We start from the raw sequence: 23,759 nt of genomic DNA on the forward strand, positions 1-23,759 counted from the left end.
TTACCGTACTGTCCGGGAGAGTCACCGTATGGCCGTGCCGTCGATCGGTCCCCTCACACTCGTCGCGCTCCTGATCGTGGCCGCGGGCGCCCTCCTCGCGCTCGTCTACGGGGTCCGCGAACTCAGGCTCGCATCCCGCGTGCTCCGATCGCGCCCGGACGCGGTGCTCGACGCGCCGAACGGCGGTTCGATTCAGCTCCGGGGAACCGCCAGACCGGAACGCGGCCGCCTCCGATCGCCGTTCACTGACACCGCGTGTCTCGCATACGAGTACGTCGTCGAGGAGGCCCGGGATTCGAAGCACGGGCGGTCGTGGACGACGATCGCGTCCGGCGACCGGTACGTCCCGTTTCGACTCGCCGACGGGTCGGGAAGCGTGCTGATCGAGCCGCCGGGTGCCGACTTCCGGCTGGAGGAACACGCCCGAATCGCCGTCGACGGCGGTTCCCGCCCGCCGGCCCCGATCCGGGAGTTCATCGACCGGACCGAGGAGGTCGACAGCCAGAACCGGCGGCTGGACCTGCGGCTGTTCGAACTTCGCACGGGGACCGATCGACGCTTCCGGGAGCGCGTCCTCGAACCCGGCGAAGAGATCCACGTGCTCGGCACCGCGCGGTACGATACGACCGCCTCCCGGCGTTCGGGCGAGGTGAACGCCGCCGTCGGGATCGACGAACGGGTGCTGGCCGACAGTCGCTGGGTCCGATTGCGCCACCGACTGTTCGGGTATCCGTTCGTCGTCTCCGACAGCACCGAACGACGGCTCGGGTTCCGTGCCGGACTCCGGGGGGGCGGGACCGTGGTGGCCGCGATCGCCGCGAGCGGCCTCGCGATCGCGTGGCTCCTCTAGAACGCCGTCGAGGCCACTCGACCGGTGCCGTCCGAATCGACCGCGACCGCGGCCTTTTTCGTATCGGCGTTCGAATTATCAGTTATGTCAGCGCTCCGCGACGCGTTGCGGGACCTCTCCGAAGACGTCTTTTTCGACCTCCTCGAAAGCGAGGACGCCTACCTGCTGGTGCTCGACGTACCCGGCGTCTCCACCGACTCGCTCGACCTGTCGATCGAGGAGGGTCACATCTCGATCGAGGCACGCCGGGAGAAAGATCCCGACGACGACTACCACTACCTCGAGGAGAATCGGTCGCTCTTTCTCGACGTCGAATTGCCCCTTCCGACCGACGCGACCGATTCCGGGTCGGAAGCGACGGTCGAACGCGGGGTCCTGGAACTGCGACTTCCGAAGCGAACGGAGGTCGACGAAACGACGATCGATGTCGTCGACGGTGACGTCTAACCCGAGGTGACCGAGACTGGCTCAGCTCCGCGCCTACAAGCGTTTCGTCATCGTCGCGTGGCACTTTCTCCCGCTGTTGCTCGCGTATGCGCGCGATCGGCGGCGGTTCCTGCTGTTCGGTCGCCGTCGACGGGTCGATCCCGCGACGCATCGCCACCGTGCGGAGGTCCTGCTCGAGTCGCTGTTGACGCTCGGCCCGACGTTCATCAAACTCGGCCAGTTGCTGTCGACCCGTCCCGACGTGCTCCCGCCGGAGTACATCGACGTGCTCTCGGCGCTGCAAGACGAGGTACCGCCGGCCGACTGGGTCGAGGCGAAACGGGTCCTCGAGGACGAACTCGGCCCCGTCGAGGAGCGGTTCGTCGAGTTCGACACCGACGCGATCAGCGGCGCGAGCCTGGGACAGGTGTACCGGGCACGTGTCGACGGGCAAGTCGAGGTTCGGGACGACGGCACAGCGCGGGAGGTCGTCCACGACGTCGCGGTCAAGATCCGCCGCCCGAGCATCGAGGACCTGGTGGAGGCCGACCTGCGGGTCGTCCGCTGGTCGCTCCCGATCCTGATGTACTTCGTCGACGACTCGCGGGCCTTCTCGCTCGAGAACCTCGCCGACGAGTTCGCCAAGACGATCCGCGAGGAGATGGACTACGAGCGCGAGGCGACGATGCTCTCCGAAATTCGGGAGAACTTCGACGACGACGATCGGTTCGTCATCCCCCGCGTGATCGAGAGCCACTCGGGACCGCGCGTGCTCACGATGGAGTACATCGAGGGGACGAAGATCAACGACGTCGCGGAACTCGATCGCAGGGGGATCGACCGGACCGCCATCGCGGAGAACCTGCAGCGATCGTACCTCCAGATGATCATCGACGACGGGGTCTTCCACGCCGATCCGCACCCGGGGAACCTCGCGGTGACCGACGAGGGTCGGATCATCTTCTACGACTTCGGGATGTCCGGCCGGGTCGACGAGTTCGTCCAGGAGAAGATCGTCGACTTCTACATCGCGGTCGCCAACCAGGACATCGACGCGATCCTCGACGCGCTGATCGAGATCGGTACCCTGAGCCCCGAGGCCGATCGGGGCGTGATGGCGGAGGTGATGGAACTGGCGATCGAAGACGCCCGCGGGCAGGACATCGAACAGTACCGCGTCCAGCAGATCGTCGGCCAGATCGAGGACTCGATCTACGAGTTCCCCTTCCGCCTGCCGAAGAACCTCGCGCTCGTCCTGCGGGTCGCGACCGTCGTCGAGGGGGTCTGCGTCACGCTCGATTCGAACTTCGACTTCATCGCGACCGCGACCGACTACCTGACCGAGCAGGGCTACCGCGAGGAGTCCATCCGCAAGTACCTCGAGAACTCCGGCGAGCAACTCCGCCGGTCGGGCGAGTCACTGGCCCGGATCGCGCCGAAGACCGAACGCGCGCTCGATCGCCTCGATCGCGACGACCTCCACGTCCGCATCGGCGTCGAGGACTCGAAGGGCGTCTTCGACACCCTCGCCCGACGGCTGATCTACGGCATGCTGCTGACGATGTCGCTGTTCTCGATGGGCGTCCTCTACGCGCTGGAGGCCCCGGAGGCGTCGATCGTCGCGGCGGTCTTCTCGGCTCTCGTCGTCGTGTTACTCTACCGATCGTTCCGGGAGCCGAAGTCGATCGGCGCGAAGCCACAGTTCACGCGGCAGAACCTCCGGCAGCGCCGTCGAGAGGAATAGGAGTCGGCGAGTGCGCGACGTCTTCGATCGGCGGAGAGACGTCGGACGCCGATCGACTCGGACGATCGATCGCTCAGGCCGCCTCTTCCACGTGGTCTCGCTATCGATCCGTCGGGATTGCGTTGCAGACGTCAGTTCCCAGTCCTCCGCTCGATCCGGATGACGTAGAAGCCGACCAGCCCTGCGTAGATGTTGAGCCGGCAGACCCATTGCGTGGTCGTGATACGGCGATGTGAGGCGAAAGTGGCGGTTCTGGACGTCGTGGACGTCCGTGACGAATCGAGGACCAGTAACTCCGTCCGGCGATTTCCACTTATCGGCTCGACCGTCGCTCTCTGGCTCGACGTTGAGTCTGGAAACGGGTTACCGTGCGAACGTCCGGAACAGGACCATCGTAATCGGGATAATCCTCGGGTTTCGTTCCCCGATCCGCTCGTCGGCGTTCGGAAGGTGCTCCGTGGGCGGATGACTGCTGTCGAAACGGACCTCGATCCGCTCGTTACGACGCGCCCGGGTGATCGCCCGGGAAACTGCCCGTCGAACCCTCAGAGCGTAGTTTCGGGAAGATCCGGGCGGAGTTTCTCGGAAAACTCTACCGCCGGAATCGATCGCGGTTGCACGTATTCGTCGAGTTCGGGTAACGACCGTGCGACAGCACTCTCGGAACTCACAGAGAGGACCCCGGCGATCTCACTGCTTTGGCGGTCGCTTTCAGCACCCTGCGTCGAGTGGGTGCCGTTATCTACAACTCGGTTTTACATGATTAGTTATTAGCAAACAACGGCAGGATCTATACGACAAGATTCCAGGCTGTGATTTCTGCGGGTAGTTTCGTACTGGTCAACTGGACCGATCGACGCCGAGATCTACCGACGGACACGGTGGGAGTCGCGGGATTTGTTGAGAACGCTTTTCAGTCATCTTTCAGGGGTGGATCATCGTTGCGCGGTTGCCGCCCGTCGCGGTACGTGTGTCCACCGGCGCAGCGTGCCGCCTCTGGTGCAGTAAGGCCCTCTATCCGTCCGCAGTTTCTCTCGTACCCTGCTCCGGTATCGATTTTCCGATCACTTTGAAAATTCGATAAGGTTCGCATTCCAAACGCTCTCCGCCGGTTAATTTGGTTAGATATCTACTGATACGTAGACAATACTGTGTCTTAATTATATTACTAAAATCATACTAATATCGCCGCTATCCGGTTATCAGAACGGGTGGATTCCAGATGCGACAGAACCGACGTTCGATGCTGAAAGCGTTGGGCGCAAGTGCCGCGATCGTCACTGGCGCCGGGGCAGCGAGCGCGACGAGCGCCGACCCGGGTCAAAACCGAAACCGATCGGGTCGCCCGAAGAAGGGGCGCCTGCACAAACTCGGTCACTCGCTGCTCTCGGACCCGCCGGGAGGGTACGCCGAGGGAGTCATCCGATCCGACGGGCAGTACGGGCTGCTCGGTAGCTTCCTCGGGGAAGGAGGGAGCTTCCTCGTCGACCTCTCGAACCCGACCGATCCGACCGAGGCCCACCGCGTCCCCTCCTCGGCAGACGTGCGGAACGCGGACGTCGCGTTCGATCCGCGCGACGGCCTCTACTACCGGACGCAGGAACCGAACGTCGACGGTGCCGAGTTCGTCGGCGTCGAGGTCGTCGACTACGGGTACGACCGGGGGACGCCGGAGAACCCCGTGATCGCCGGGGAGATCCCGGCCGGTCCGACGCACAACGTGTTTCCCCACCCCGAGGCGTCGATCCTCTACACCACCGAACACGACGGGATGGGCATCTGGGATGTGACCGATCCGACGAGCGCGGAGTCGCTCGGCGTCGTCGGTCCGGACGCGGACCTCCACGACGTCGTCGTCGACCCCGACCGCGAGCTGGCGCACCTCGCGTTCATCGGCGGCGGACTCGACGGCTACGTCGTCATGGACGTGAGCAACCCCGCCGCGCCGACCGAACTCGGGCGGTTCGACTACGCCGGGCGCCCGGGGTACACCGAGATCGGCACGGCCGGCTTCGAGAACTGTCACTACGCCGACTACGATCCCGAACGGGATCTCGTGGTCGTGGGCGACGAGATCGGTTTCGGCGTCCCCGGCGGCAAGCATATCTTCGACGTCGGCTGGGACGATGGGTCCCCCGAGGATCCCCGCCACGTCGGGTTCACGCACTCGCCCAACGCGGAGGTGATGGACGAACCGATCGAGTTCCTCGACTGGACGACGCACAACCACGACGTCATCCCGAAGGGCAACACGACCCTGCTGGTCGACGGCGGGTACCGCGAGGGGGCGTGGGTCGCCGACATCACCGATCCGACCGACCCGACCCCGACCGATCGCTACGCGACGCTCGACAGGGTCGACGAGGCCGACGGGATGCTCATCCCTGAGAATCCGCCCGTCGCCTGGAGCGCCGACTACAGCCGCGAGCGCGACCTCACCCTCGTCGCCGACCAGGAGACCGGCGTCTACACGTTCAAGGTCACACCCGGCGCCGCGAAGGGCGGGAGGGGAAAGAGATGATCGACCGATCGTTCGAGCGATCGCTGTATCGGCTCGAAACTGACCGCGAAACCACGAGATACAATACATGCCACTAGATCCGACACCGTCACGACGAACCGTTATCAAATCGCTCGCCGCTGCGGGTGTGCTCGGCAGCGCCGACGCTGCGAGCGCCGACCCGCCCGGTGAGCGGGACGAGCAACTGCGACTGTTCAGCGAACAGGCTGCTGACAACGCGATGGAGGTCGTCACGCAGCAGAACCACGCTTACGTGGCGACCGGCGACGGGATGGCGATCGTCGACTGGCGAAACCCGTCCCGACCGGAACTCGTTGCCGACATCGAGGCGTCCGATCCTGACGAGATCGGCGGCGACGACGAGGGTTCAGTCGGCGGCATCCTCGACGTGAAGGTCGACGGCGACCTCGCCGCGATGGCCCACAACGGCGGGACCGGTATCACGACGGTCGACGTCAGCGATCCCGAGAACCCGGACGAACTGGCGTTCCAGAACGCCGGACACGGCGTGCACAACGCCTTCCTGAAGGACGGGTACGCCTATCTCACGATCAACGAGTCGGACGAGAACGTATTCAGTGAGGCGCGCACGGATATCGTCGACGTCAGTGATCCGTCGGATCCCGAGAAGGTCGGCGAATACCGACTCGGCGACGACTTCCCCGAATTCGCGGCTGCGGGGGTCAATCCGAACCACGACGTGTACGTCCAGGGCGACCTCCTGTATCAGGCGTACTGGGACGCGGGTGTCGTCGTCGCGGACGTGAGCGACCCGACCGACCCCGAGCTAGTCGCTCAGTTCGGCGACGCTCCCGGGGCAGACACGCCGCAACCGGACCCGTTTCCGGTAGAGCGATACTACGCTGGCGAGGGTAACGCCCACTACGTCCAGCCCTCGCCCGATGGCGACCTCACGTTCGTCGGCGACGAGAAGTTCCCCGGCGCCTTCCAGGAAGATCCCCCGACCGAGGAGTTCGGTGGCGTCCGGATCTTCGACACGAGCGACTGGAACGACGTCGAGCAGGTCGGGTTCATCGCGCCGCCGGACGTCGACGTCGGCCTCCGCACGTCGCACAACTTCGACGTGACGGCCAACCGCATCCACACCTCGTGGTACAACGGCGGCGTCCGGGTCCACGATATCACGGACCCGACCGACCCGGAGCTGCTGTACTCCTACAATCCCGAGGGGTACTCCTTCTGGACAGCCGTGCGCGGTCGCGGGTTCACGCTCGGCGGTATCTACGGCGCCAGGTCCGACATCCACGACGGCGGCGTCGTCTTCCTCCACGCCGACCGCGGGCAGCGGCGAGCGCCCTCGTTCGAGGGGTCGGCCCCGCCCAGCGGCCCCGAGATCGACGTCGACGAGGAGGAATAGCCCTCAAACGGAATCTCAGATCAGAACCATGGCCCAGCGATACACCCGACGCACGACACTCAAAGCCCTGGGCGCTGCAGGCGCCCTCGGGAGCATCGACACGGCGAGCGCAGACCCACCGGAGCGAGACGGGCTCCGGCTGTTCGGCGAGCAGGCGATCGACGGCACGACCGAAGTCGTCACGCAGCAGACCCTCGCGTTCGTGGCGACCGGTGACGGCCTCGCGATCGTCGACTTGCGCAATCCGGGACGCCCGGAGTTGCTTGTCGACACCGAAGTACCCGGAACCGGCGTCAACGACGTCAAAGTAGACGGAGATCTGCTCGCAATCAGCAGTCAGGCCGGCGATCAGGACGAAGACATCGGAACGCACTTCTACGATGTCAGCGATCCCACCGATCCCGAGTTCCTCGGCACCTGGGTCGAACTCCCGGCGGGCGTCCACAACCACTACCTCGACGGCGACGTCGCGTACATCTGCCGGGAGTTCCCCTTCGACGACAGCGCGCTGAAGATCGTCGACGCGAGCGACCCGACGGACCCGACGCTGCTCTCGGAGTGGCGCGTCGAGAACGACCATCCGGAACTCGATCAGCCGACGAACTTCCTGCACGACGTGTACGTGCAGGACGACCTGGCGTACCTCGCGTACTGGGACGCCGGAACGCGGATCCTCGACGTGAGCGATCCGACCGATCCGGTGGAGGTCAGTGCCATGGGAGAAGCGCCGGACGCCGACGAGGACGTCGATTTCCCGTCGGCCGAGTGGGTGCAGCGCGCGTTCCTCCCACCGGGCAACTCCCACTACGTTCAGCCGACCCCGAACGGTGACTACGTTCTCCAGGGTGCAGAGACATTCCCCAAAGACGCAGGCGTCGAGGACCCCGACAACGACGACTACGGCGGTATCAAGGTGTTCGACGTCACCGACTTCGACGACCCCGAGATGGTGACCCGGATCGATCCGCCGGACGTGGACGCGTTCCGCACCTCGCACAACTTCGACGTGACCGCGAACCGGCTCTACACCTCGTGGTACGCCGGCGGCGTCAAGGTGTTCGACTTCACGGACCCGTCGAACCCCGAGGAACTCGCGAGCTACCGTCCCGAAGGCTCGTCGTTCTGGACGGCCGTCCGCGGTCGCGGGTTCACGATCGCGAGCGACATCGGCGGCGGGATCGTGTTCCTGCACGACGATCGGGGCGCGATGCGAGCCCCGGGATTCGACGGCGACAGCGTACCGGGACGCGGCCCAGGGCCGGACGGCCACGCACGACCGGACTGAACGGGTGCGTCAAACTCGCACCGAACCGGAACCTTTCCCGTTCTTTCAGAATTACGTCTCTTCGCACCCTCCCGACTACTGACGCCCACAGACGATAGCGATTGGAATTTTACTCGATCGGGGTCGAACCGGGACGCTCCAACCCAGAGGTTACTCGTCGGAAACGCCGTCCGGTGGCGGGGGTGCACTCCCGGTGGTATCTACGGAGTCCGGTCCGACGATAACGACGGTGGCGTCGCGGCCGCCGCGTTCGAGCGATCGATCGGTTCCCTCTTTTCGGGAGCGACCGCGGGCCCGGAGCGGTTTCCGATCGGCTGCGGACCCGTCGGGCAATCCGCCCGGTATTCACTCGGCGGACGATGGGTCGTCCGCATCGAGGAGTTCGACGGTCACGGCGTTCGGTTCGTAGGCGTTCGCGGCGTATCCCCCCTCGTTCCAGGGGAACTCGTCGTCGAGGGCGTCTCGCCAGGCGTCCGGCCCGGAGATGGTCGCCGGCTGTCGTCGGCCCAGGTCGTCGGTCGCACGCGACAGCAACTCGTACGCACCCGGCTCGGCGTTCCACTCGTACCGGAACAATCGCCACGCGCCGGAATACTCGGGCCCGAACAGCTCCGCGTCGGACCAGGTCTCGCCACCGTCGGTCGACACCTCGACGCGATCGACCGCGTCGTCACCTGCCCAGGCGACGCCCCGCACTTCGATCGTGTCGTCCCCTCGCACCGGCACCGGTTCGTCTCCGGACGGCGTGCCGATCACCGACATCACGGTCGCGTCGAACGTGTACGGGTACTCGACTGCGCCCTCGAGTTGCGCCCACGTATCGACCGTTTCGATGGTCTCGTTCGAATCGGGGTCGACCCCCTCGGGATGCATCCGATAGGCGGTCTGTTGCCAGTAGGCGTGTTCGCCGTCGCGGTCGAGTGAGTCCTCGACCACCATCGAGTTCATGACCCGGAGTTCCTCGACCCACTTCACGTTGTTGACGCCGTACCAGCCGGGAACGATCAGGCGGACCGGATAGCCGTGTTCTCGCGGCAGCGGCTCGCCGTTCATCTCGTAGGCCAGGATGCAGTCGTCGAGCGCCTTCGAGAGCGGAATCGATCGCGCGAACACGTCGTCCCCGTCCGCCGGATCGCCCCCGATCGCGGTGAGCCACTTTCCGTCCGGCGATTCCACGCCGAACTCGCGGAGGATCGAACTGACCGGAGTCCCGGTCCAGAAGGCCGTAGCAGCGGCCTCGAAGCCCCACTGGACGCTTCCGGTCTCGGGTCGGTGCTGGCCGCGACCGTTGCCCGCACACTCCATCGTGTGTGCGACCGCCACCGTCGGATACGCCTCCCTGATGTCGGCCAGCGAGAGGTCCCCCTCGACCTGACCGGTGAGAGCCACGCTCCACGCGTCGGCGTCGATATCCGGGATATCGTTTCGATGACAGACGAAGTGTTCCTCGATGGGCGTCAACCAGTTCGCGAAGGTGCGTCTCCGGGCGGCTCCAACGACGGTGTACTTGTCGGCCTCGTCTCGCGTCTCCGTCACGCCGCCGGCCTTCGTCTCCACGATCGCCTCGATCTCTTCGTGACGGCTGTCTCGCGGGCGTTCTGTGGCCATGCGTACCGTTTCCACACACACGGCGAAATAACTAGTACCTCCGGCCCGTCCGCTCTCCGACGCTCTCGTCTGCGGATGGGACCGCTCGACCAGCCGACGGTCGATCGTACCGATTCGACGGTCGTTGCGTCCACTCGGCCGTCTCCCGAACCGTGGAACGAATCCGTCGACTCCAACGTTCTTTTCGCTGGAACTCGAGTGGGGAGGTATGGAGTACGAGCGGCTCGCCGACCTGCCAGTGACGATCGATTCCGTCTCGATCGACCGTCTCGAGCGCGATACCTCGAGCGACTTCACCCGAGTTACGACCGAAATCTCGCTGTCGGGCCCCGGGCCGGACGACGACCCGGTCGTCGGAATCGGCGAAGACGTCACGTACGAGGCGGCGGAGCACGACGCGCTGGCCGAGCACGACCTCCCCGACCTGACCGGCGAGTACACCGTCGATTCGTTCTCCCACGCGCTCGCGGAGCGCGACCTGTTTCCGGCGGGTGCCCCCGATCGAGCGGTATTCCGGAACTACCGACGCTGGGCGGTCGAGAGCGCGGCGCTGGATCTCGCCCTGCGACAGGCCGGGACGGACCTCGCGAGCGCGATCGATCGATCGCTCGACCCGCTGCGGTTCGTCTCCAGTACGCGACTCGGCGACCCGCCGACGACCGATCGCCTCGCCGACCTGCGCGATCGAGTGCCCGATCTCGGGTTCAAACTCGACCCGACCCCGGAGTGGGACGCGGATCTCGTCGCGGACGTCGACGACACCGTCGGACTGGACGCCGTTCGCATCCTCGATCTCAAGGGCCAGTACGAGGGGACCGACGTCGACGCGCCCGCGGATCCGGACCTGTACGGCCTCGTGCTGGACGCCTTCCCCGACGCCGTGATCGAGGACCCCGCCCTGACCGACGAGACCGAACCCCTGTTCGAGGACCCCGACGTTCGCGCCCGCGTCTCGTGGGACGCACCCATTCACGGCGTCGAGGACGTCGAAGCGCTCCCGTGGGAGCCCGACTGGCTGAACGTCAAACCGTCCCGCTTCGGCTCGATCGAATCCCTGTGCGAGACGATTCGCTACTGCGACGAGCGCGGGATCCGGCTGTACGGCGGCGGTCAGTTCGAACTCGGCGTCGGCCGCGGCCACGTCCAGTTCCTCGCGTCGCTGTTCTATCCCGACGGGCCGAACGACGTGGCGCCCGGGATCTACAACGATCCCGACGTCGCAGAGGGGTTGCCGGCGAGTCCGCTCGATCCGCCCGCCGAGCCCGCGGGGTTTCGGTGGTGAGTCGATCGGTGCCCGCGACCGTCGTAACGATCGGCAGTGACGTCGCGACCGGGCACCGACGATCGCGCGCTGGCGTTCCGTAGGGTAATCCGGCTGTTTGCCGACGTGACACGTCCCGGCGGTGTTCCAAACGGTTTATGCCCGTCGGTTGATTACGCCGGGACATGGCGAAACAGCAGCAAGAAGTTCGCGATCTCCAGGAAGGAAGCTACGTCATGATCGACGACACCGCGTGCAAGATCAACTCCTACTCGACCGCGAAACCCGGCAAACACGGCAGCGCCAAGGCCCGGGTCGAGGCCGTCGGCGTCTTCGACGGCAAGAAGCGATCGCTCTCCCAGCCGGTCGACGCGAAGATCTGGGTGCCGATCATCGAGCGCAAACAGGGGCAGGTCGTCTCCGTCGACGGTAACGATATGCAGGTCATGGATCTCGAAACGTACGAGACGATCACGATGCGGGTCCCCGAGGACGAGAACGTCTCGCCGGACGACAACATCGAGTACCTCGAGATGGACGACCAGCGTAAGATCGTCTGATGTTTCCCGGGGCGACCGACTACCGGACGGACGGGTCCGACGACACCGGCCACGCGGCCGACTCGGAGGGCGCGAACTTCGTGGTCGTCGGTGCGCCCCTGGACGCCTCGACGACCTTTCAACCGGGGACCCGCTTCGGTCCCCGGCGCATCCGGACGTTTGCGGAGACCTTCGACGACTACGATCGTCGAACCGACCAGTACTTTTCCGACTGCGGCGTCGCCGATCACGGCGACGTCCGCGCGTGGGACGACGAAGAGGAGTACCTCGAGTGGCTGGAGGGGACGCTCCGCGACGTCGTCCGTGACGACGCGGTCCCGCTGACGCTGGGCGGCGAACACACCGTCTCGCTGGCCGGCGTACGCGCGGTCGAACCCGAAGTCGTCGTCTCGCTCGACGCCCACCTCGATCTCCGTGACGAATACGACGGCAACCCGCTCAGCCACGCCAGCGTGATGCGGCGGATCCTCGAGGACGTCGACGCCGTCGAGGAGGTGATCGTCCTCGGCGCGCGAACGGGCAGCGAGGCCGAGTGGGACCGCGCGAGCGAGGCCGACGTGACCGTGGTGGCGCCCGAAGACGTCGCGGAGTGGACCGTCGGCGGTTCCCTCGCCGATCGGGACGCGTACCTGAGCGTCGACGTCGACGCGGCCGACCCCGCGTACGCGCCGGGCACCGGCACGATGGAGCCGTTCGGCCTCGAGCCACGCGAGATGCGCGACGTGGTTCGCGACGTCGCCCCGTACGCGATCGGGTTCGACGTCGTGGAAGTCAACGATCGGGACGACGGACAGGCCGCCGCACTTGCGGGGAAACTCTTGCGGGAATTCGTCTTCTCCAGTGCAGTCGACCGATCGTAACGCCGATCTGAACGGCTCGTTTCGAATCCGTCCGCAGAGGCACCTCGCACAGCGATCAACGTCCGCAACGGTCACGTTCTGGTACGCTCCTAACTAGTTGGGGTCAACAGTTTGGTGGGAGGGCGTCCGAATCCGAACCGCATGACCTACCCGGAGCCGACCGCGCTCGATCCAGAGACGGCCTGTGCACTCCTCGCCGACAGCCGTCGCCAGCTGGTGCTTTCACACCTGGACCCGGGCGAACGGGCCACCGTCACGGAACTCGTCGACGAGATCGCCGCCTGGGAACGGACTGAACAGAGCGACGCCGGCGATCCGATCGACCGGCGGCGGATCGAGATTTCGCTCGTCCACAAGCACCTCCCGAGACTGGCCGACCACGACGTCGTCGACTATCGGCCGGAGTCGAACGAGGTCGTCCTGACGACGCCGATCGACGACGGAGTCCCGATCGAGGGTGCGCTCGAACGGTTCGTCGAAGCCGACTGATATCCCCCGCCCGACCGGTCCGCGGCGGACGATCGGGGTCGGCCGGGTCGCGGCGCCGTTCCCGTTCGGCTGACGAGGCCCGACGATCGTCTCAGAACGGCGACGACAGGTATTCCTTCGGCACCGCGTTGCGCACCGTCACCAGCGGATCGACCACCTGGCTGATCTCGAGGCCGCCGACGAGACTCGAGAACATGTAGGCGTCGGTGGCGTCGAAACCGTGTTCGGCCGCGAGCAACGCGATCGCGTCTCGGTTCGCGAGTTCGCAGGCCGCCTGGAGCGTCTCCGCGCTCGCGATGGTCTTCCACGCGTCGGGGGTCTCGACGAGCGGGCGCTCCAGGTCGATCGCGGCGTTCTCGATCACCTCGATCGTCGCGTCGATTTCCGTGGCGATCTCTACACCCGTCCCGCACATCTCGCCGTCGGCCATGGCGGCCTTGCAGTCGCCCATCGCGAGCATCGCGCCGTCCTGGAAGACGGGGAAGTAGATCGCGTTCCCCGCGGTCACGTCCGTCGTGTCCAGGTTGCCGCCGTGGTCGTACGGGACCAGCGTCGTGTGCGACTCCGAGTCAGGGGCGACGCCGATCGTTCCGATGACGGGTTCGACCGGAACCTCGAGTCCGTCGAACTCGATCGTCCCGTCGTCGACCGGCGTCATCCGCGTGCGGGGCGCTTCGATGTCGTCGTGCCTGTCGAGCAGGCCGAACCCGTCGATGGTGATCACCCGGCCCTGTTCTTCCGCGAGTCGGATCGCCTCGATCTCGACCCGGAGGACGTCGCCCGGCGTCGCGCCTTCGATCTCGATCGGTCCGGTCGCGGCGTTGACCTCCTCGGGGACCGTCTCGATCACGTCCGATTCGGCCTGTACGGCGCCGTCTAAGCTGTCTCGCGTCTCGATCGTCAGTTCCGTTCCGGGATCGACCGTGACGATCCCGTCGAGATCCGGGGTAAACTCGTAGATCGCGCCGTCCTCGTGGGAGACGGTCTGGCGTGCCATAGTTATCCGTCGCCGGGGAGTGCCGTAAACGCCCCGCCGGCCGAGGTCGCGACCAGCAGGCACGCGGCAGGCAAGCGATCGGATTCGCAAGGGTACAAGCCGATCGCGGTCAAAGCCGGGCGCATGGACCTCTCGGAGTTCGCCGATCGACTCGACGAGGAGCTACGGACCGACGACTACGCCGACCTCGACGCGAGCGCGAACGGCCTGCAGGTCGGTCCCGACGAGGGAGACGTCGAACACGTCGCGTTCGCCGTCGACGGCGTCCGCGAGACGTTCAACCGGGCGATCGACGTCGGGGCCGACGCCCTCGTCACCCATCACGGGCTCTCGTGGGGCGGGTTCGATCGCGTGACCGGCCGTACTTACGATCGCATCGCGCCCCTGATCGAGGGGAACCTCGCGCTGTACGTTTCACACCTGCCGCTGGACGGCCACCAGGAACTCGGGAATGCGGCGGGCGTGGCCGACCGTCTCGGCCTCGAAGAGCGGACCCCCTTCGGCGAACTCGGACCCGAGTACGTCGGCCAGCGCGGCGTTGCACCGGAGTCGTACGCCCCCGACGAACTGCGCGATCGACTCGAGAGCGACCTGGAGACCGGGGGACGGCCCGTTCAGGTGCTCGAGTTCGGCCCCGACGAAATCGACGAGGTCGCGATCGTCACCGGCAGCGGCACCGACTGGCTCGACGAGGCCGTCGCCGCCGGCGCGGACGCGCTCGTCACCGGAGAGGGGAAACAGAAGGTCTACCACGAGGCGCGGGAGGCCGGCATCCACGTCGTCCTGGCGGGCCACTACGCGACCGAAACGTTCGGCGTCCGCGCGTTGCAGGGACTCGCCGACGAGTGGGGGCTCGAGACGACCTACGTCGAGGTGCCGACCGGGCTGTAGACGGGGCCGAATCGCAGACGACCGATCGACGCCACGGTCCCCGGGAATCGCGGCGTTCAAATCGCTGGGTCACCGACGCTGGGACATGACGGACGAGGACGGCGACGAGCACGACGCGCACCACGACCCCGATCGGGAGACGTTCAGCCACGATCCGATCGGGCACGCCGAGGCACGGGCGGGGATGACCGTCGGCGAACTGGCCGACGAGTACGGCGACGCGGGGATCGGCGCGTCGGCGCTCCACGAGGCGGTGACCGTGGCCGAGGCCATGTTCGACGACGACGTGACGGTCTTCTTTTCGCTCGCGGGCGCGATGGTTCCGAGCGGAATGCGTCGGATCGTCGCCGACCTGATCCGCGACGGCTACATCGACGTGCTGGTGACGACCGGCGCGAACCTCACCCACGACGCCATCGAGGCGATCGGCGGCAAACACCACCACGGCAGCGCCCACGCCGAGGGCAAGACGGAGCGGGAACACGACGAGACGCTCCGGGACGAGGGCGTCGATCGGATCTACAACGTCTACCTGCCACAGGAGTTCTTCGCGACGTTCGAGTCGCACCTGCGAGACGAGGTCTTCCCCGTTCTCGAGGACGAGGGCGTCGTCGGCATCGAACGGCTCACCCGCGAACTCGGCCGTGCGAACGCCGCGGTCAACGATCGGGACGACGTCGACGAGGGCCCCGGAATCGCGGCCGCAGCCTACGAGAACGACGTCCCGATCTACTGCCCCGCGGTCCAGGACTCCGTGCTCGGCCTGCAAGCCTGGATGTACTCCCAGACGTCCGATTTCTCGCTCGACGCGCTGTCGGACATGACCGCCCTCACCGACCGCGCCTTCGACGCCGAAGAGGCCGGGGCCTTCCTCGTCGGCGGCGGCGTCCCCAAGAACTTCACCCTCCAGACGATGCTCGTCACGCCCGGCGCCTACGACTACGGCGTCCAGTTGACGATGGATCCCAAACAGACCGGCGGGCTCTCCGGTGCCACGCTCGACGAGGCCCGATCGTGGGGCAAACTCGAGAAGGACGCCGAGAACGTCTCGGTCTACGCCGACGCGACGATCACGCTGCCGCTCGTGGTCGCCGCCGCACGGGAGCGCGTCGAGGACGCGCAGTAGCGAGTACGGGCGCGCACCGGTCGATCGCTGCCGGGAGTGCATATTCACGGCACAGGATCAACCGTCCCGGCGCCGCAGTCCGAGACGACAACGATGCGTGAACACTCGACCCCGGCCTACGACGTCGCCGTCGTCGGTGGCGGCCCCGCGGGCATGACGACAGCACTGTACACGACCCGACTCGGCCACCGTACGGCCGTCTTCGAGACGGAGGGTGGCCGTCACGCGACGGTCTCTCACGTCCACAATATGCTCGGCGTCTCCGAGGACGTCTCCGGACACGAACTGGCGACGCACGCGGTCGACCAGTTCGAACACTACGGCGGCGACTTCTATCCCGATGCGGTGGAGTCCGTGAGTCGCGTGGACGACGCTCCCGACCGCGACGAAAGCGACGACGAGCCCCGGTTTCGCGTCGAGGCAGCCCACGCGACCGTCGAGGCGGACAGGATCGTCTTCGCGACCGGCTTCCGCGATCGCAGCCCGGACGTGCCGGAACTGGAGCGGTTTACGGGTCGCGGACTCCACTACTGTCTCCACTGCGACGCGTACACGCTCGGCGACGGCCCCGTCTTCGTGCTCGGCCACACCGAGAGCGCGGCCCACGTCGCCATGACGATGCTCAATTTCACCGCCGACGTGGACCTCCTGCTGGACGGACGAGAACCGGAGTGGGACGCGGAGACCGACGCCCTGCTCGACGCGCACCCGATCGATCGAATCGACACGGCGGTCGTCTCGGCCTACGAGGACGAGACGATCGATTCGGACGAGCAGCCGTGGCTCGGCGGCCTCTCGTTCGGGGACGGCACCGAGCGAGACTACCTCGGCGGCTTCGCGATGTACGGCTCCTCGTACAACGCCGACCTCGCCGCGGAACTGGGCTGTGATCTCGGCGACGACGGCGCGATCGACGTCGACGACCGCCGGGAGACCAGCGTCGACGGCGTCTACGCCGTCGGCGACGTCACCCACGGCCAGAATCAGACCACGATCGCGATCGGCGACGGCGCGTACGCCGGCCTCGCGATCCACAAGGACCTCCGTCCGTTCCCGAAGTCGATCGAGACGGTCGAGAACGAAGCTACTACCGAGGACGCCCCAACGCGGGTTCCCGGGAGCCCGCCCGACCTGCGGGCGCAGATGCGACGGGTACGAGAGCTGCAGACGCATCCGGGGCTCCGCGAACCGTCGCCCGGTCGGGACTGATCGGGCGGCCACGGGGCCGGGTCCGGGTCCGCTCCGATGGCTCTCCGCTCAGTACGTCCGGTAGGTCGTCGATCCCACGTCGATCCGGACGAGTTCGTTCTCGGCGTAGGCGTCCGGCTCCGCGCCGTACTTCTCGTTGATCCGTTCGCGGGCCCGCTCCGTCTCCGTCTCGTCGTCGACGATCGTCGCCGTCCCGAGCAGGGACACCATCCACTTCGTCTCGCCCGCCTCGTCGGCCTGGACGGAGAGGGCGACGCGGGGGTTCTCGCGGACGTTCGCCAGTTTCCGGCCCGTCGTCACGATCTCGACGGTATCGTCCTCGTACCGGTACCACACCGGCGCGACGTGGGGCCGCCCCTCGACGCAGGTGCCGAGATGGGCCATCATCGGCTCGCTCTCGAGCAGTCGCTCCGCTTCCGCAGGAACTTCGGCCACGGTGGGTCACCGGGCTCGAACGCCAAAAACGATCGCCATGGTGGTGCTGGAGATCGTCGCGGGTCCCGGGTCTTGGCCTCGTGCCTCGCGGTCTCACCGATCGGATCCGACCGGCGCGTCGGCCTCGACTGCGTCTCCCATCGTCCGGGCCGCCTCTCGGCTGGAGGTTAAGTACTCGGTGACGGAATCGGCGATCGCGAATCGCGTTCAGGGGCTCTCGTCGCGTTCGCTCGGCCGCTGTCGGTCCAATCCCGGCCGATCGCTCCGTATCGCCGGCACTCGATCGAGTTCCCGTCGTCGATTCTGGACGAGAGCAACAGCGCAGTGCGCTCGACCCGCGTGGACGTTCCGTTCACACGGTGGGGCGGCCGTATTTGATCCATCATGAACGTTTATGTTGATAGGGTCGAAAGGGACGAGTACAGATGTCGGTCGTACACGTAGCAGTCTGACTCCGTTTTCCGAGCAGCGTACCGTTTTGCGACGATCCGATCACCACCCGACCGACATGCACACACGACGCCAGCAATCACAGACCGACCCCGAACCGAACCGGCAAACTACCCGATCCCGATCGACCACCCGGTCCCCGCCCGCGGCAATCGCCCGCACCCCGACCGATCGAGCCCCGCAGACGTTCGCCGGGAGCACCCGCCGCCTCCAGAACCTCGTCGACGAGTTCAACGCCGCGTTCCCCGGTTCGAGGGGCGATCGGACGGGGCAGTCGTGAGCCGCCGATCCAAACCGTCTTTTGAACGACGGGCGTAGGTCCGATCGGCCGATGACGACGCACCCGCTCCGAGCCGGACTCGGCACCCGGTTGTGACGAGCCCTATGAGTGCCGAGGCCTCATAACTGACGTTAGTTTTTACGAGACGGATGGACTAGAGTCTATCGCTTATTTAAGGGAAGAAAACATCCGTCAAATTCTGAGAACAGGGGCTAGTTCAACCGGTCAGCGTGATGAAGACGCTACCCTTGATCGGCCGATAGGTCAATCCTCGATAGACCGTGTTATTCGCCCCTCGTCCTGCCGGTCCAGTATATTACGTGCTCGTCGACAAGATCCATCCGTCCCGATGACTCGCTCCATGTTAGACGCGATAATCGACGGTGAACGCTCTAAAGGGAAGCCTCATCCAAAAGAATGAACCCGGGCTATAAGCTTGGAAGGCTTCTGTCACAATCCATGTGATTTCACCCATCAAACAGGGATCAATTCGACACCCCCCTGTCACAACTGGGAAACAATCAAGGCTGAGGTTATCTTATATCCCTCTGCTGAAGTACCTCTAATATTTGATTCTCAGCAACTACATAAAGTCTATCGAATCGGGAGCGTCTCCTAGTATGCCATCATCTTTTTCATAGTCGAAGGTACCTGGATCGGGTGCTACACCAAGAAACACCGGCCCGTTAGGTGTTTGGGTCACCATGTGATTTGCTTATTTCAGTGGAACTACTGCTCATTAAACGTGCGTATTGATCGCTCGGGAGCCTTCCAGATACTTCAAAGAACCGTACGAGATACAGGGCGCGAATGTGGCACGAGATCTGGCCCGATTTGCAACGGGAGTGATCGTTCAGTACAGGCGAACGATATACTGCATCCAGAAACAGAGACAAGGACCAGCGGCTATCACAGGTTCGTATGGGTGATTCTGATGAGTTGCCGGGTTCTGACTCAGATATAGTCGTAAATCGTGGTGAAACGTACAACCACGCCGAACACGACCAAGTTGAAGTCACGGGGATTTGGAAAGGTGTTGAGAAAATTGATAAAGCCCATCATACCGATGAGAAGGATGTGGTCATCGTCCGGTACTCGGCTGAAATCAACGGAGAGGAGGTTGATGAGCTCACGGATACGTTGGACGAATTTCTCCAGTCGATCGAATAATCGAGTTCTCTTTCCCGCCTGTTCTTCTCCTCGGTCAGTTCGCATATCTACGGAACGGCTGGTTCATTAGATTGGGCGTGGAACAAATGAGACCATCGTGCTGAACTCATTCTCTATATCTCGCACACCGTTCTTGACAGGTATTGGTCGATTCAACGCACTGAGTAACGCGTGAGGTCCCGATTCTTCTACTCTAGTTTTCGGCCGCGTGGCTGGGAACGACGCGAACGTTGATAGTGATCCCCAACGTCAGTTCCTCGTAGGTGGTGAACAACTTCGGCATCGAAGAAGTACGTTATTCAGTCATCCAATCACCGAATCCATGCCAGTTGATCCCGTATGCGGAATGGAAATCCCGACGGATGCCGCCGAAGCGACTATCGAATACGAGGGAGAGTCATTTCGCTTCTGTTCTACGGACTGCCTCGAACTGTTCGAAAGCGGCCCCAAGAAGTACGTCGAAACCCCACACCCGCACCTTGTCGAGGCGAGTGGAGCCGTTCTCCCACGACTACCATATGGCCGCGCAAAAGGCGAGTTCGACATCGACATCGAAGATCCTGCGTCATTCCAGGAGGGCGACCGCGTTAGCTTCTCGAAAGTTATCACCGACGACGACGTCCGGAAATTCGCCGAAGCGACCAGCGACACGAATGCCCTCCACCTCAATGACGCGTTCGCCGAGAAGACCCGGTTCGGCCACCGGATCGTCCACGGGACGCTTGTCTCCGGACTGATTAGCGCTGCCCTCGCGTGTTTCCCCGGCCTCACGATCTACATCTCGCAAAATCTGGACTTCCGGCGGCCGGTCGACATCGGCGAGTCGCTGACGGCCCAGTGCAAGATCGTCGACGAACTCGAAGACGACCGGTATCGACTCACGACGCGCATCGAAAACGACGCTGACGAGATCGTCCTCGACGGGACGGCAACGGTGCTGATCGATCCGCTTCCGGAGTGACTCGTCTGTATAGCCTGGTCAAGACCATGAATCCGTTCACGGCCCCACTGAAGATTCAACGCAGAATACAAACCCAGGGAACGGAAGCCGCTGAGACCATGCGCCTTCTTCCAGAGCGACTCGGTGACCTCGCTTCCGTCGAGGTTGGACAGACCCCGAGTGAGGCTATCTACTCCGAGAACAAACTCGATCTCCTCCACTATGAACCACTCACAGACGACCCGCACGACACACCGCTCCTCGTCGTCTATGCGCTGATCAATCGGCCCTACATTCTCGATCTGCAGCCCGACAAGAGTGTAGTTCGCCGATTCCTCGAGGACGGCTTCGACGTCTATCTCATCGACTGGGGTGAACCGTCCCGGCTCGACGCGTCGCTGACGCTAGGCGACTACGTGAATCGATACATCGACAACTGCGCCGACGTCGTCCGTGAGCGAACTAGAACTGACGCCATCAACATCCTCGGCTACTGCATGGGCGGGACGCTGAGTACAATGTATGCGGCGCTCCATCCGGAGAAGGTCAACAATCTCGGGCTCATGGCGACGGGCCTCTGTTTCGCCGACACCGGTGGCATCCTCGAACAATGGGGAAGCGAGGAGTACTTCGATCCGGGAGCGATCACCGGGACGTACGGGAACGTCCCAGCGGAGTTTCTCGCTGCGGGGTTCGCCCAGATGAACCCCGTCGATACGTATCTCGGCAAATACACGATCCTCCTCGACAACCTCGACGACAGGACCGCCGTCGAGAACTTCGGCCGGATGGAACGCTGGGTCCGCGATGGGGTTGACGTCGCGGGGGAAGCCTACCGCCAGTTCATCGAGGACATCTACCAAGAGAACGCACTCCACCAGAACGAACTGGTACTAGACGGCGGCCCTGTCGACATCGAGAATCTCACGATGCCTATGTTACAGATCATCGGCTCGTTCGACCGTCTCATCCCTTCGGAGGCGAGCAAGCCCTTTACTGACGTTATTCCGAGTGCGGACACCGACATCTATGAGTTTCCGACCGGTCACGTCGGGATGGCCGTCTCGGGAAAGGCTCACGCGGAGTTGTGGCCCCGCGTTGCGACGTGGTTCCGTGAGCGGTCGGCAACACAATCTGAGGAGTCGGCCACGGTCGATCAGGGTGAAGCTGAAGCAGAGACTGACCAGGATCGATCGTTACAGACGCTCGACGGAATCGGTCCGACGTACGAGGCGCGTCTCCACGACGTCGGGATCACGACGGTGACGAAACTCGCAGCCGCAGAACCAGTCTCGCTCGCTGACCGACTCGGTCTCAGTGAATCACGAGTGACGTCCTGGATCGAGCAAGCGAGGCAGTTCACGGGCTCGTCAGACGATAGTACTGGAAGCAGTTGACCGTCGGTTCGTGGTAAGCGACGAATGCTTACGTGACGATGATGCCGCCGTCGATCTCCATGTAGGGATGGCCGTAGCCGCAGTAGGTCAGGCAGCTCAACGTGTAATCGCCACGTCGCGTCGCACTGAGTTGACGAACGGCAGGTCTGGTGGCACTCTGAGGGAGCGCGACTGGGTGCATCATACCACCAGCCATGTGAACCTGTCCGGATGGCATGATCGCGATGCTGTGGTCGGGATACTGCTCGTTTGCTTCTTCCAGCAGTTCGTGGAAGTCGCCGTCAGCAGGGGGCGGGATGCGCTCTTCGTTTCGCTCTTCGAGCGCTTCGTGGTCGGGGATGGCCTCGCGGATCGATGATGGAAGAGATTGCATGGCTTGACTCGAGAGCGTGTTGAACGAAACGACCCGAAGAACATCGTTACGTTGCAGGCTGACACGCTCCAGTTCCTCGCCAGATTCGTCAAAGATGACGAAGCCCCAGTGGTAGGCTCCGATGTAGATCGTTCTGTCGACACCGCCACCACTGCCTGGAAGGTTCCTGACACAGCCCGCGAGACTTGTGATGCCAGCTCCGAGCGCCGTCAGGAATTTCCGCCGCTGTACTGTCGGGGACATGATGGTGGATTACTGCGACTCCTCGCGGCGGAGCTTCGCACGACGTTCCTCGAACTCCTCGTCGGAGAGATCACCGCGAGCGTACGCCACTCGGAGTTCCTCGAGGGCGCGGTCTGAGCTCATCGACGGTCCAACGCGGCCGACGAGGCCGCGATAGAGGAGGTACCCGATACCGACGAGGACGACGAGCCAGACGAGCATCATCCCGATGCCCCACAGAGGTGAGAGGCCGCCAGCCATCCCGCCGCCCCACCACCACCCCATCATCCCCATCATCGGCACCGCGAATACCATCATTAGCAGCGGGAACAGGACGATCACTGCGAGAACGATTAGGACGATGCGGAGCAGGCCGTCGGAGGTGCGCTCGGTGGACATGGTGAACAACTACGGACTTCGTCGACTGCGTCCATAAAGTTGGACGACCAGTACTGCTCCAGTGATGGCTCCTGACTTGGGGATAGCCGATACGTTGCTCTGTGTTCTGACTGAGGTGAGTCCACTCAGCAGCAGTCGGAGTCGTCGGGAGACCACTGGCACGCGTCGCCAGTCGTCAAGTTGTTTTCGTCCACGTAGGTCGAGAGACACGCGTAGTTGCAGAAGTACGTCGGCGATCCACAGTCGTCGGTACAGTCGCGCACACAGATTGGGTCGTGGTCGAAGATACGCGATCCGCAGTAGGCGCACGTCTCATCGACGTCCGGGAGTTCGACGGTCGTAGACATACCCGTGCCACGGGGAAGAGTCAAGAAAGTATTTCGCCAGTTGAACATCCATACTTCGACTCCGGGCTGTCACCGGCGGTAGTGTGCCTGAACTACTAAAATTCGATTGCCCCGATCATTGGCTCTCCCACACACTTCGGGCAGTCATCGGTGTCGTATTCTTCCATACAGTGCCGGTGACAGCAGCACCCGCAGTGCTCGCAGACGAACACCCCGTCGTCGCTGGTGCACCGTGAATCACAGATGTAGCATCGAGCCATTGGTTCCTCGAACGTACGGTAGCTATCGGCATAAATCGCTGTGCTCGCAATTCTCCGCTGGTGATACCTGGTTTCGGTACGGATCGTCCGGCAGCGAGATTGACTACTGGCTCGTGATCAGCGAGCGTGAGGCCCTCCACACGCACAGCATTCGATAGGCTTCAGTTCTCTGGGCTCTGTTGAAACCCTCCAGCCGTGATAGGTTCCCGGTGGCCGTGTTACGTATAGGGAAACAACATAGCACGCCAATTTGTATCGGACAAAATCAGCTAAGAAGAGCA

23 protein-coding genes are annotated in these 23,759 nt (G+C 64.2%); 17 read left to right on the forward strand and 6 right to left on the reverse strand.

Features of this window, described 5'->3' with window-relative positions:
* Nucleotides 1-28: 28 nt before the first annotated feature.
* The 6 genes from MUG98_RS17925 (at nucleotide 29) to MUG98_RS17950 (ending at nucleotide 8,204) form a co-directional block, all read left to right on the forward strand.
* Nucleotides 29-850, forward strand: coding sequence for an E3 ubiquitin ligase family protein (locus tag MUG98_RS17925; protein WP_265108794.1), 822 nt, complete (start codon nucleotides 29-31; stop codon nucleotides 848-850).
* 84 nt (nucleotides 851-934) lie between these two features.
* Nucleotides 935-1,297: an Hsp20/alpha crystallin family protein gene (locus tag MUG98_RS17930; RefSeq protein ID WP_265108795.1), complete on the forward strand. Its 363-nt coding sequence runs from the start codon at nucleotides 935-937 to the stop codon at nucleotides 1,295-1,297.
* Nucleotides 1,298-1,373: 76 nt separating this feature from the next.
* On the forward strand, nucleotides 1,374-3,020 hold the full coding sequence (locus tag MUG98_RS17935; protein WP_265108796.1) for an ABC1 kinase family protein: 1,647 nt from the start codon (nucleotides 1,374-1,376) through the stop codon (nucleotides 3,018-3,020).
* Nucleotides 3,021-4,242: 1,222 nt separating this feature from the next.
* Nucleotides 4,243-5,541, forward strand: coding sequence for an LVIVD repeat-containing protein (locus tag MUG98_RS17940; protein WP_265108797.1), 1,299 nt, complete (start codon nucleotides 4,243-4,245; stop codon nucleotides 5,539-5,541).
* Between the two features lie 67 nt (nucleotides 5,542-5,608).
* Entirely contained in the window at nucleotides 5,609-6,919 is a 1,311-nt protein-coding gene (locus MUG98_RS17945) for an LVIVD repeat-containing protein (protein ID WP_265108798.1), read from the forward strand.
* Between the two features lie 28 nt (nucleotides 6,920-6,947).
* Nucleotides 6,948-8,204: an LVIVD repeat-containing protein gene (locus tag MUG98_RS17950; RefSeq protein ID WP_265108799.1), complete on the forward strand. Its 1,257-nt coding sequence runs from the start codon at nucleotides 6,948-6,950 to the stop codon at nucleotides 8,202-8,204.
* 345 nt (nucleotides 8,205-8,549) lie between these two features.
* Here MUG98_RS17950 and MUG98_RS17955 read toward each other — a convergent pair whose 3' ends face one another.
* Nucleotides 8,550-9,812 carry a sulfite oxidase gene (locus MUG98_RS17955; RefSeq protein ID WP_265108800.1) on the reverse strand — a complete coding sequence of 421 codons (1,263 nt, stop codon included), beginning with the start codon at nucleotides 9,810-9,812 and terminating at the stop codon, nucleotides 8,550-8,552.
* A gap of 208 nt (nucleotides 9,813-10,020) precedes the next feature.
* Between MUG98_RS17955 and MUG98_RS17960 the strand changes: the two genes are divergently transcribed.
* The 4 genes from MUG98_RS17960 (at nucleotide 10,021) to MUG98_RS17975 (ending at nucleotide 12,982) form a co-directional block, all read left to right on the forward strand.
* Nucleotides 10,021-11,094, forward strand: coding sequence for an enolase-like domain-containing protein (locus MUG98_RS17960; protein WP_265108801.1), 1,074 nt, complete (start codon nucleotides 10,021-10,023; stop codon nucleotides 11,092-11,094).
* A 164-nt stretch (nucleotides 11,095-11,258) separates the two neighbouring features.
* Nucleotides 11,259-11,633, forward strand: coding sequence for a translation initiation factor IF-5A (locus MUG98_RS17965; RefSeq protein ID WP_265108802.1), 375 nt, complete (start codon nucleotides 11,259-11,261; stop codon nucleotides 11,631-11,633).
* The gene (gene speB, locus MUG98_RS17970) at nucleotides 11,633-12,493 is read left to right on the forward strand and encodes an agmatinase (RefSeq protein ID WP_265108803.1); all 861 of its coding nucleotides are present in this window, start codon (nucleotides 11,633-11,635) and stop codon (nucleotides 12,491-12,493) included. Before MUG98_RS17965 ends, speB begins: the two co-directional genes overlap by 1 nt.
* A gap of 141 nt (nucleotides 12,494-12,634) precedes the next feature.
* Complete coding sequence (locus MUG98_RS17975) at nucleotides 12,635-12,982, forward strand: DUF7344 domain-containing protein (RefSeq protein ID WP_265108804.1); 348 nt, start codon at nucleotides 12,635-12,637, stop codon at nucleotides 12,980-12,982.
* Between the two features lie 91 nt (nucleotides 12,983-13,073).
* On the opposite strand, the gene MUG98_RS17980 is transcribed toward MUG98_RS17975, so the two are convergent.
* The gene (locus MUG98_RS17980; RefSeq protein WP_265108805.1) at nucleotides 13,074-13,979 is read right to left on the reverse strand and encodes an acetamidase/formamidase family protein; all 906 of its coding nucleotides are present in this window, start codon (nucleotides 13,977-13,979) and stop codon (nucleotides 13,074-13,076) included.
* A 123-nt stretch (nucleotides 13,980-14,102) separates the two neighbouring features.
* On the opposite strand from MUG98_RS17980, the gene MUG98_RS17985 reads away from it, so the two are divergent.
* From MUG98_RS17985 to MUG98_RS17995, 3 genes are all read left to right on the forward strand, one after another.
* A complete protein-coding gene (locus MUG98_RS17985) occupies nucleotides 14,103-14,870 on the forward strand; it encodes a Nif3-like dinuclear metal center hexameric protein (RefSeq protein WP_265108806.1) in 768 nt (255 codons plus the stop codon).
* An 85-nt stretch (nucleotides 14,871-14,955) separates the two neighbouring features.
* Nucleotides 14,956-15,996 (forward strand): deoxyhypusine synthase, encoded by a 1,041-nt coding sequence (locus tag MUG98_RS17990; protein WP_265108807.1) that lies wholly within the window; start codon nucleotides 14,956-14,958, stop codon nucleotides 15,994-15,996.
* 93 nt (nucleotides 15,997-16,089) lie between these two features.
* On the forward strand, nucleotides 16,090-17,205 hold the full coding sequence (locus MUG98_RS17995; protein WP_265108808.1) for an NAD(P)/FAD-dependent oxidoreductase: 1,116 nt from the start codon (nucleotides 16,090-16,092) through the stop codon (nucleotides 17,203-17,205).
* A 48-nt stretch (nucleotides 17,206-17,253) separates the two neighbouring features.
* On the opposite strand, the gene MUG98_RS18000 is transcribed toward MUG98_RS17995, so the two are convergent.
* Entirely contained in the window at nucleotides 17,254-17,640 is a 387-nt protein-coding gene (locus MUG98_RS18000; RefSeq protein WP_265108809.1) for a pyridoxamine 5'-phosphate oxidase family protein, read from the reverse strand.
* A gap of 508 nt (nucleotides 17,641-18,148) precedes the next feature.
* On the opposite strand from MUG98_RS18000, the gene MUG98_RS18005 reads away from it, so the two are divergent.
* The 4 genes from MUG98_RS18005 (at nucleotide 18,149) to phaC (ending at nucleotide 21,877) form a co-directional block, all read left to right on the forward strand.
* Complete coding sequence (locus MUG98_RS18005; RefSeq protein WP_265108810.1) at nucleotides 18,149-18,370, forward strand: hypothetical protein; 222 nt, start codon at nucleotides 18,149-18,151, stop codon at nucleotides 18,368-18,370.
* 921 nt (nucleotides 18,371-19,291) lie between these two features.
* Nucleotides 19,292-19,540, forward strand: a complete 249-nt coding sequence (locus MUG98_RS18010; RefSeq protein WP_265108811.1) for a hypothetical protein — start codon at nucleotides 19,292-19,294, stop codon at nucleotides 19,538-19,540.
* A gap of 322 nt (nucleotides 19,541-19,862) precedes the next feature.
* The gene (locus MUG98_RS18015) at nucleotides 19,863-20,501 is read left to right on the forward strand and encodes a MaoC/PaaZ C-terminal domain-containing protein (protein WP_265108812.1); all 639 of its coding nucleotides are present in this window, start codon (nucleotides 19,863-19,865) and stop codon (nucleotides 20,499-20,501) included.
* A gap of 26 nt (nucleotides 20,502-20,527) precedes the next feature.
* The gene (gene phaC / locus MUG98_RS18020; RefSeq protein ID WP_345779776.1) at nucleotides 20,528-21,877 is read left to right on the forward strand and encodes a class III poly(R)-hydroxyalkanoic acid synthase subunit PhaC; all 1,350 of its coding nucleotides are present in this window, start codon (nucleotides 20,528-20,530) and stop codon (nucleotides 21,875-21,877) included.
* Nucleotides 21,878-21,905: 28 nt separating this feature from the next.
* On the opposite strand, the gene MUG98_RS18025 is transcribed toward phaC, so the two are convergent.
* The 3 genes from MUG98_RS18025 to MUG98_RS18035 all read right to left on the reverse strand — a co-directional run bounded on the left by MUG98_RS18025 (nucleotide 21,906) and on the right by MUG98_RS18035 (nucleotide 23,218).
* Nucleotides 21,906-22,493, reverse strand: coding sequence for a cupredoxin domain-containing protein (locus MUG98_RS18025; protein WP_265108814.1), 588 nt, complete (start codon nucleotides 22,491-22,493; stop codon nucleotides 21,906-21,908).
* A 9-nt stretch (nucleotides 22,494-22,502) separates the two neighbouring features.
* Entirely contained in the window at nucleotides 22,503-22,871 is a 369-nt protein-coding gene (locus MUG98_RS18030; protein WP_254767492.1) for an SHOCT domain-containing protein, read from the reverse strand.
* Nucleotides 22,872-22,996: 125 nt separating this feature from the next.
* On the reverse strand, nucleotides 22,997-23,218 hold the full coding sequence (locus MUG98_RS18035) for a hypothetical protein (protein WP_265108815.1): 222 nt from the start codon (nucleotides 23,216-23,218) through the stop codon (nucleotides 22,997-22,999).
* Nucleotides 23,219-23,759: the final 541 nt, after the last annotated feature.

The organism is Halosolutus halophilus (assembly GCF_022869805.1).
Lineage (GTDB): Archaea > Halobacteriota > Halobacteria > Halobacteriales > Natrialbaceae > Halosolutus > Halosolutus halophilus.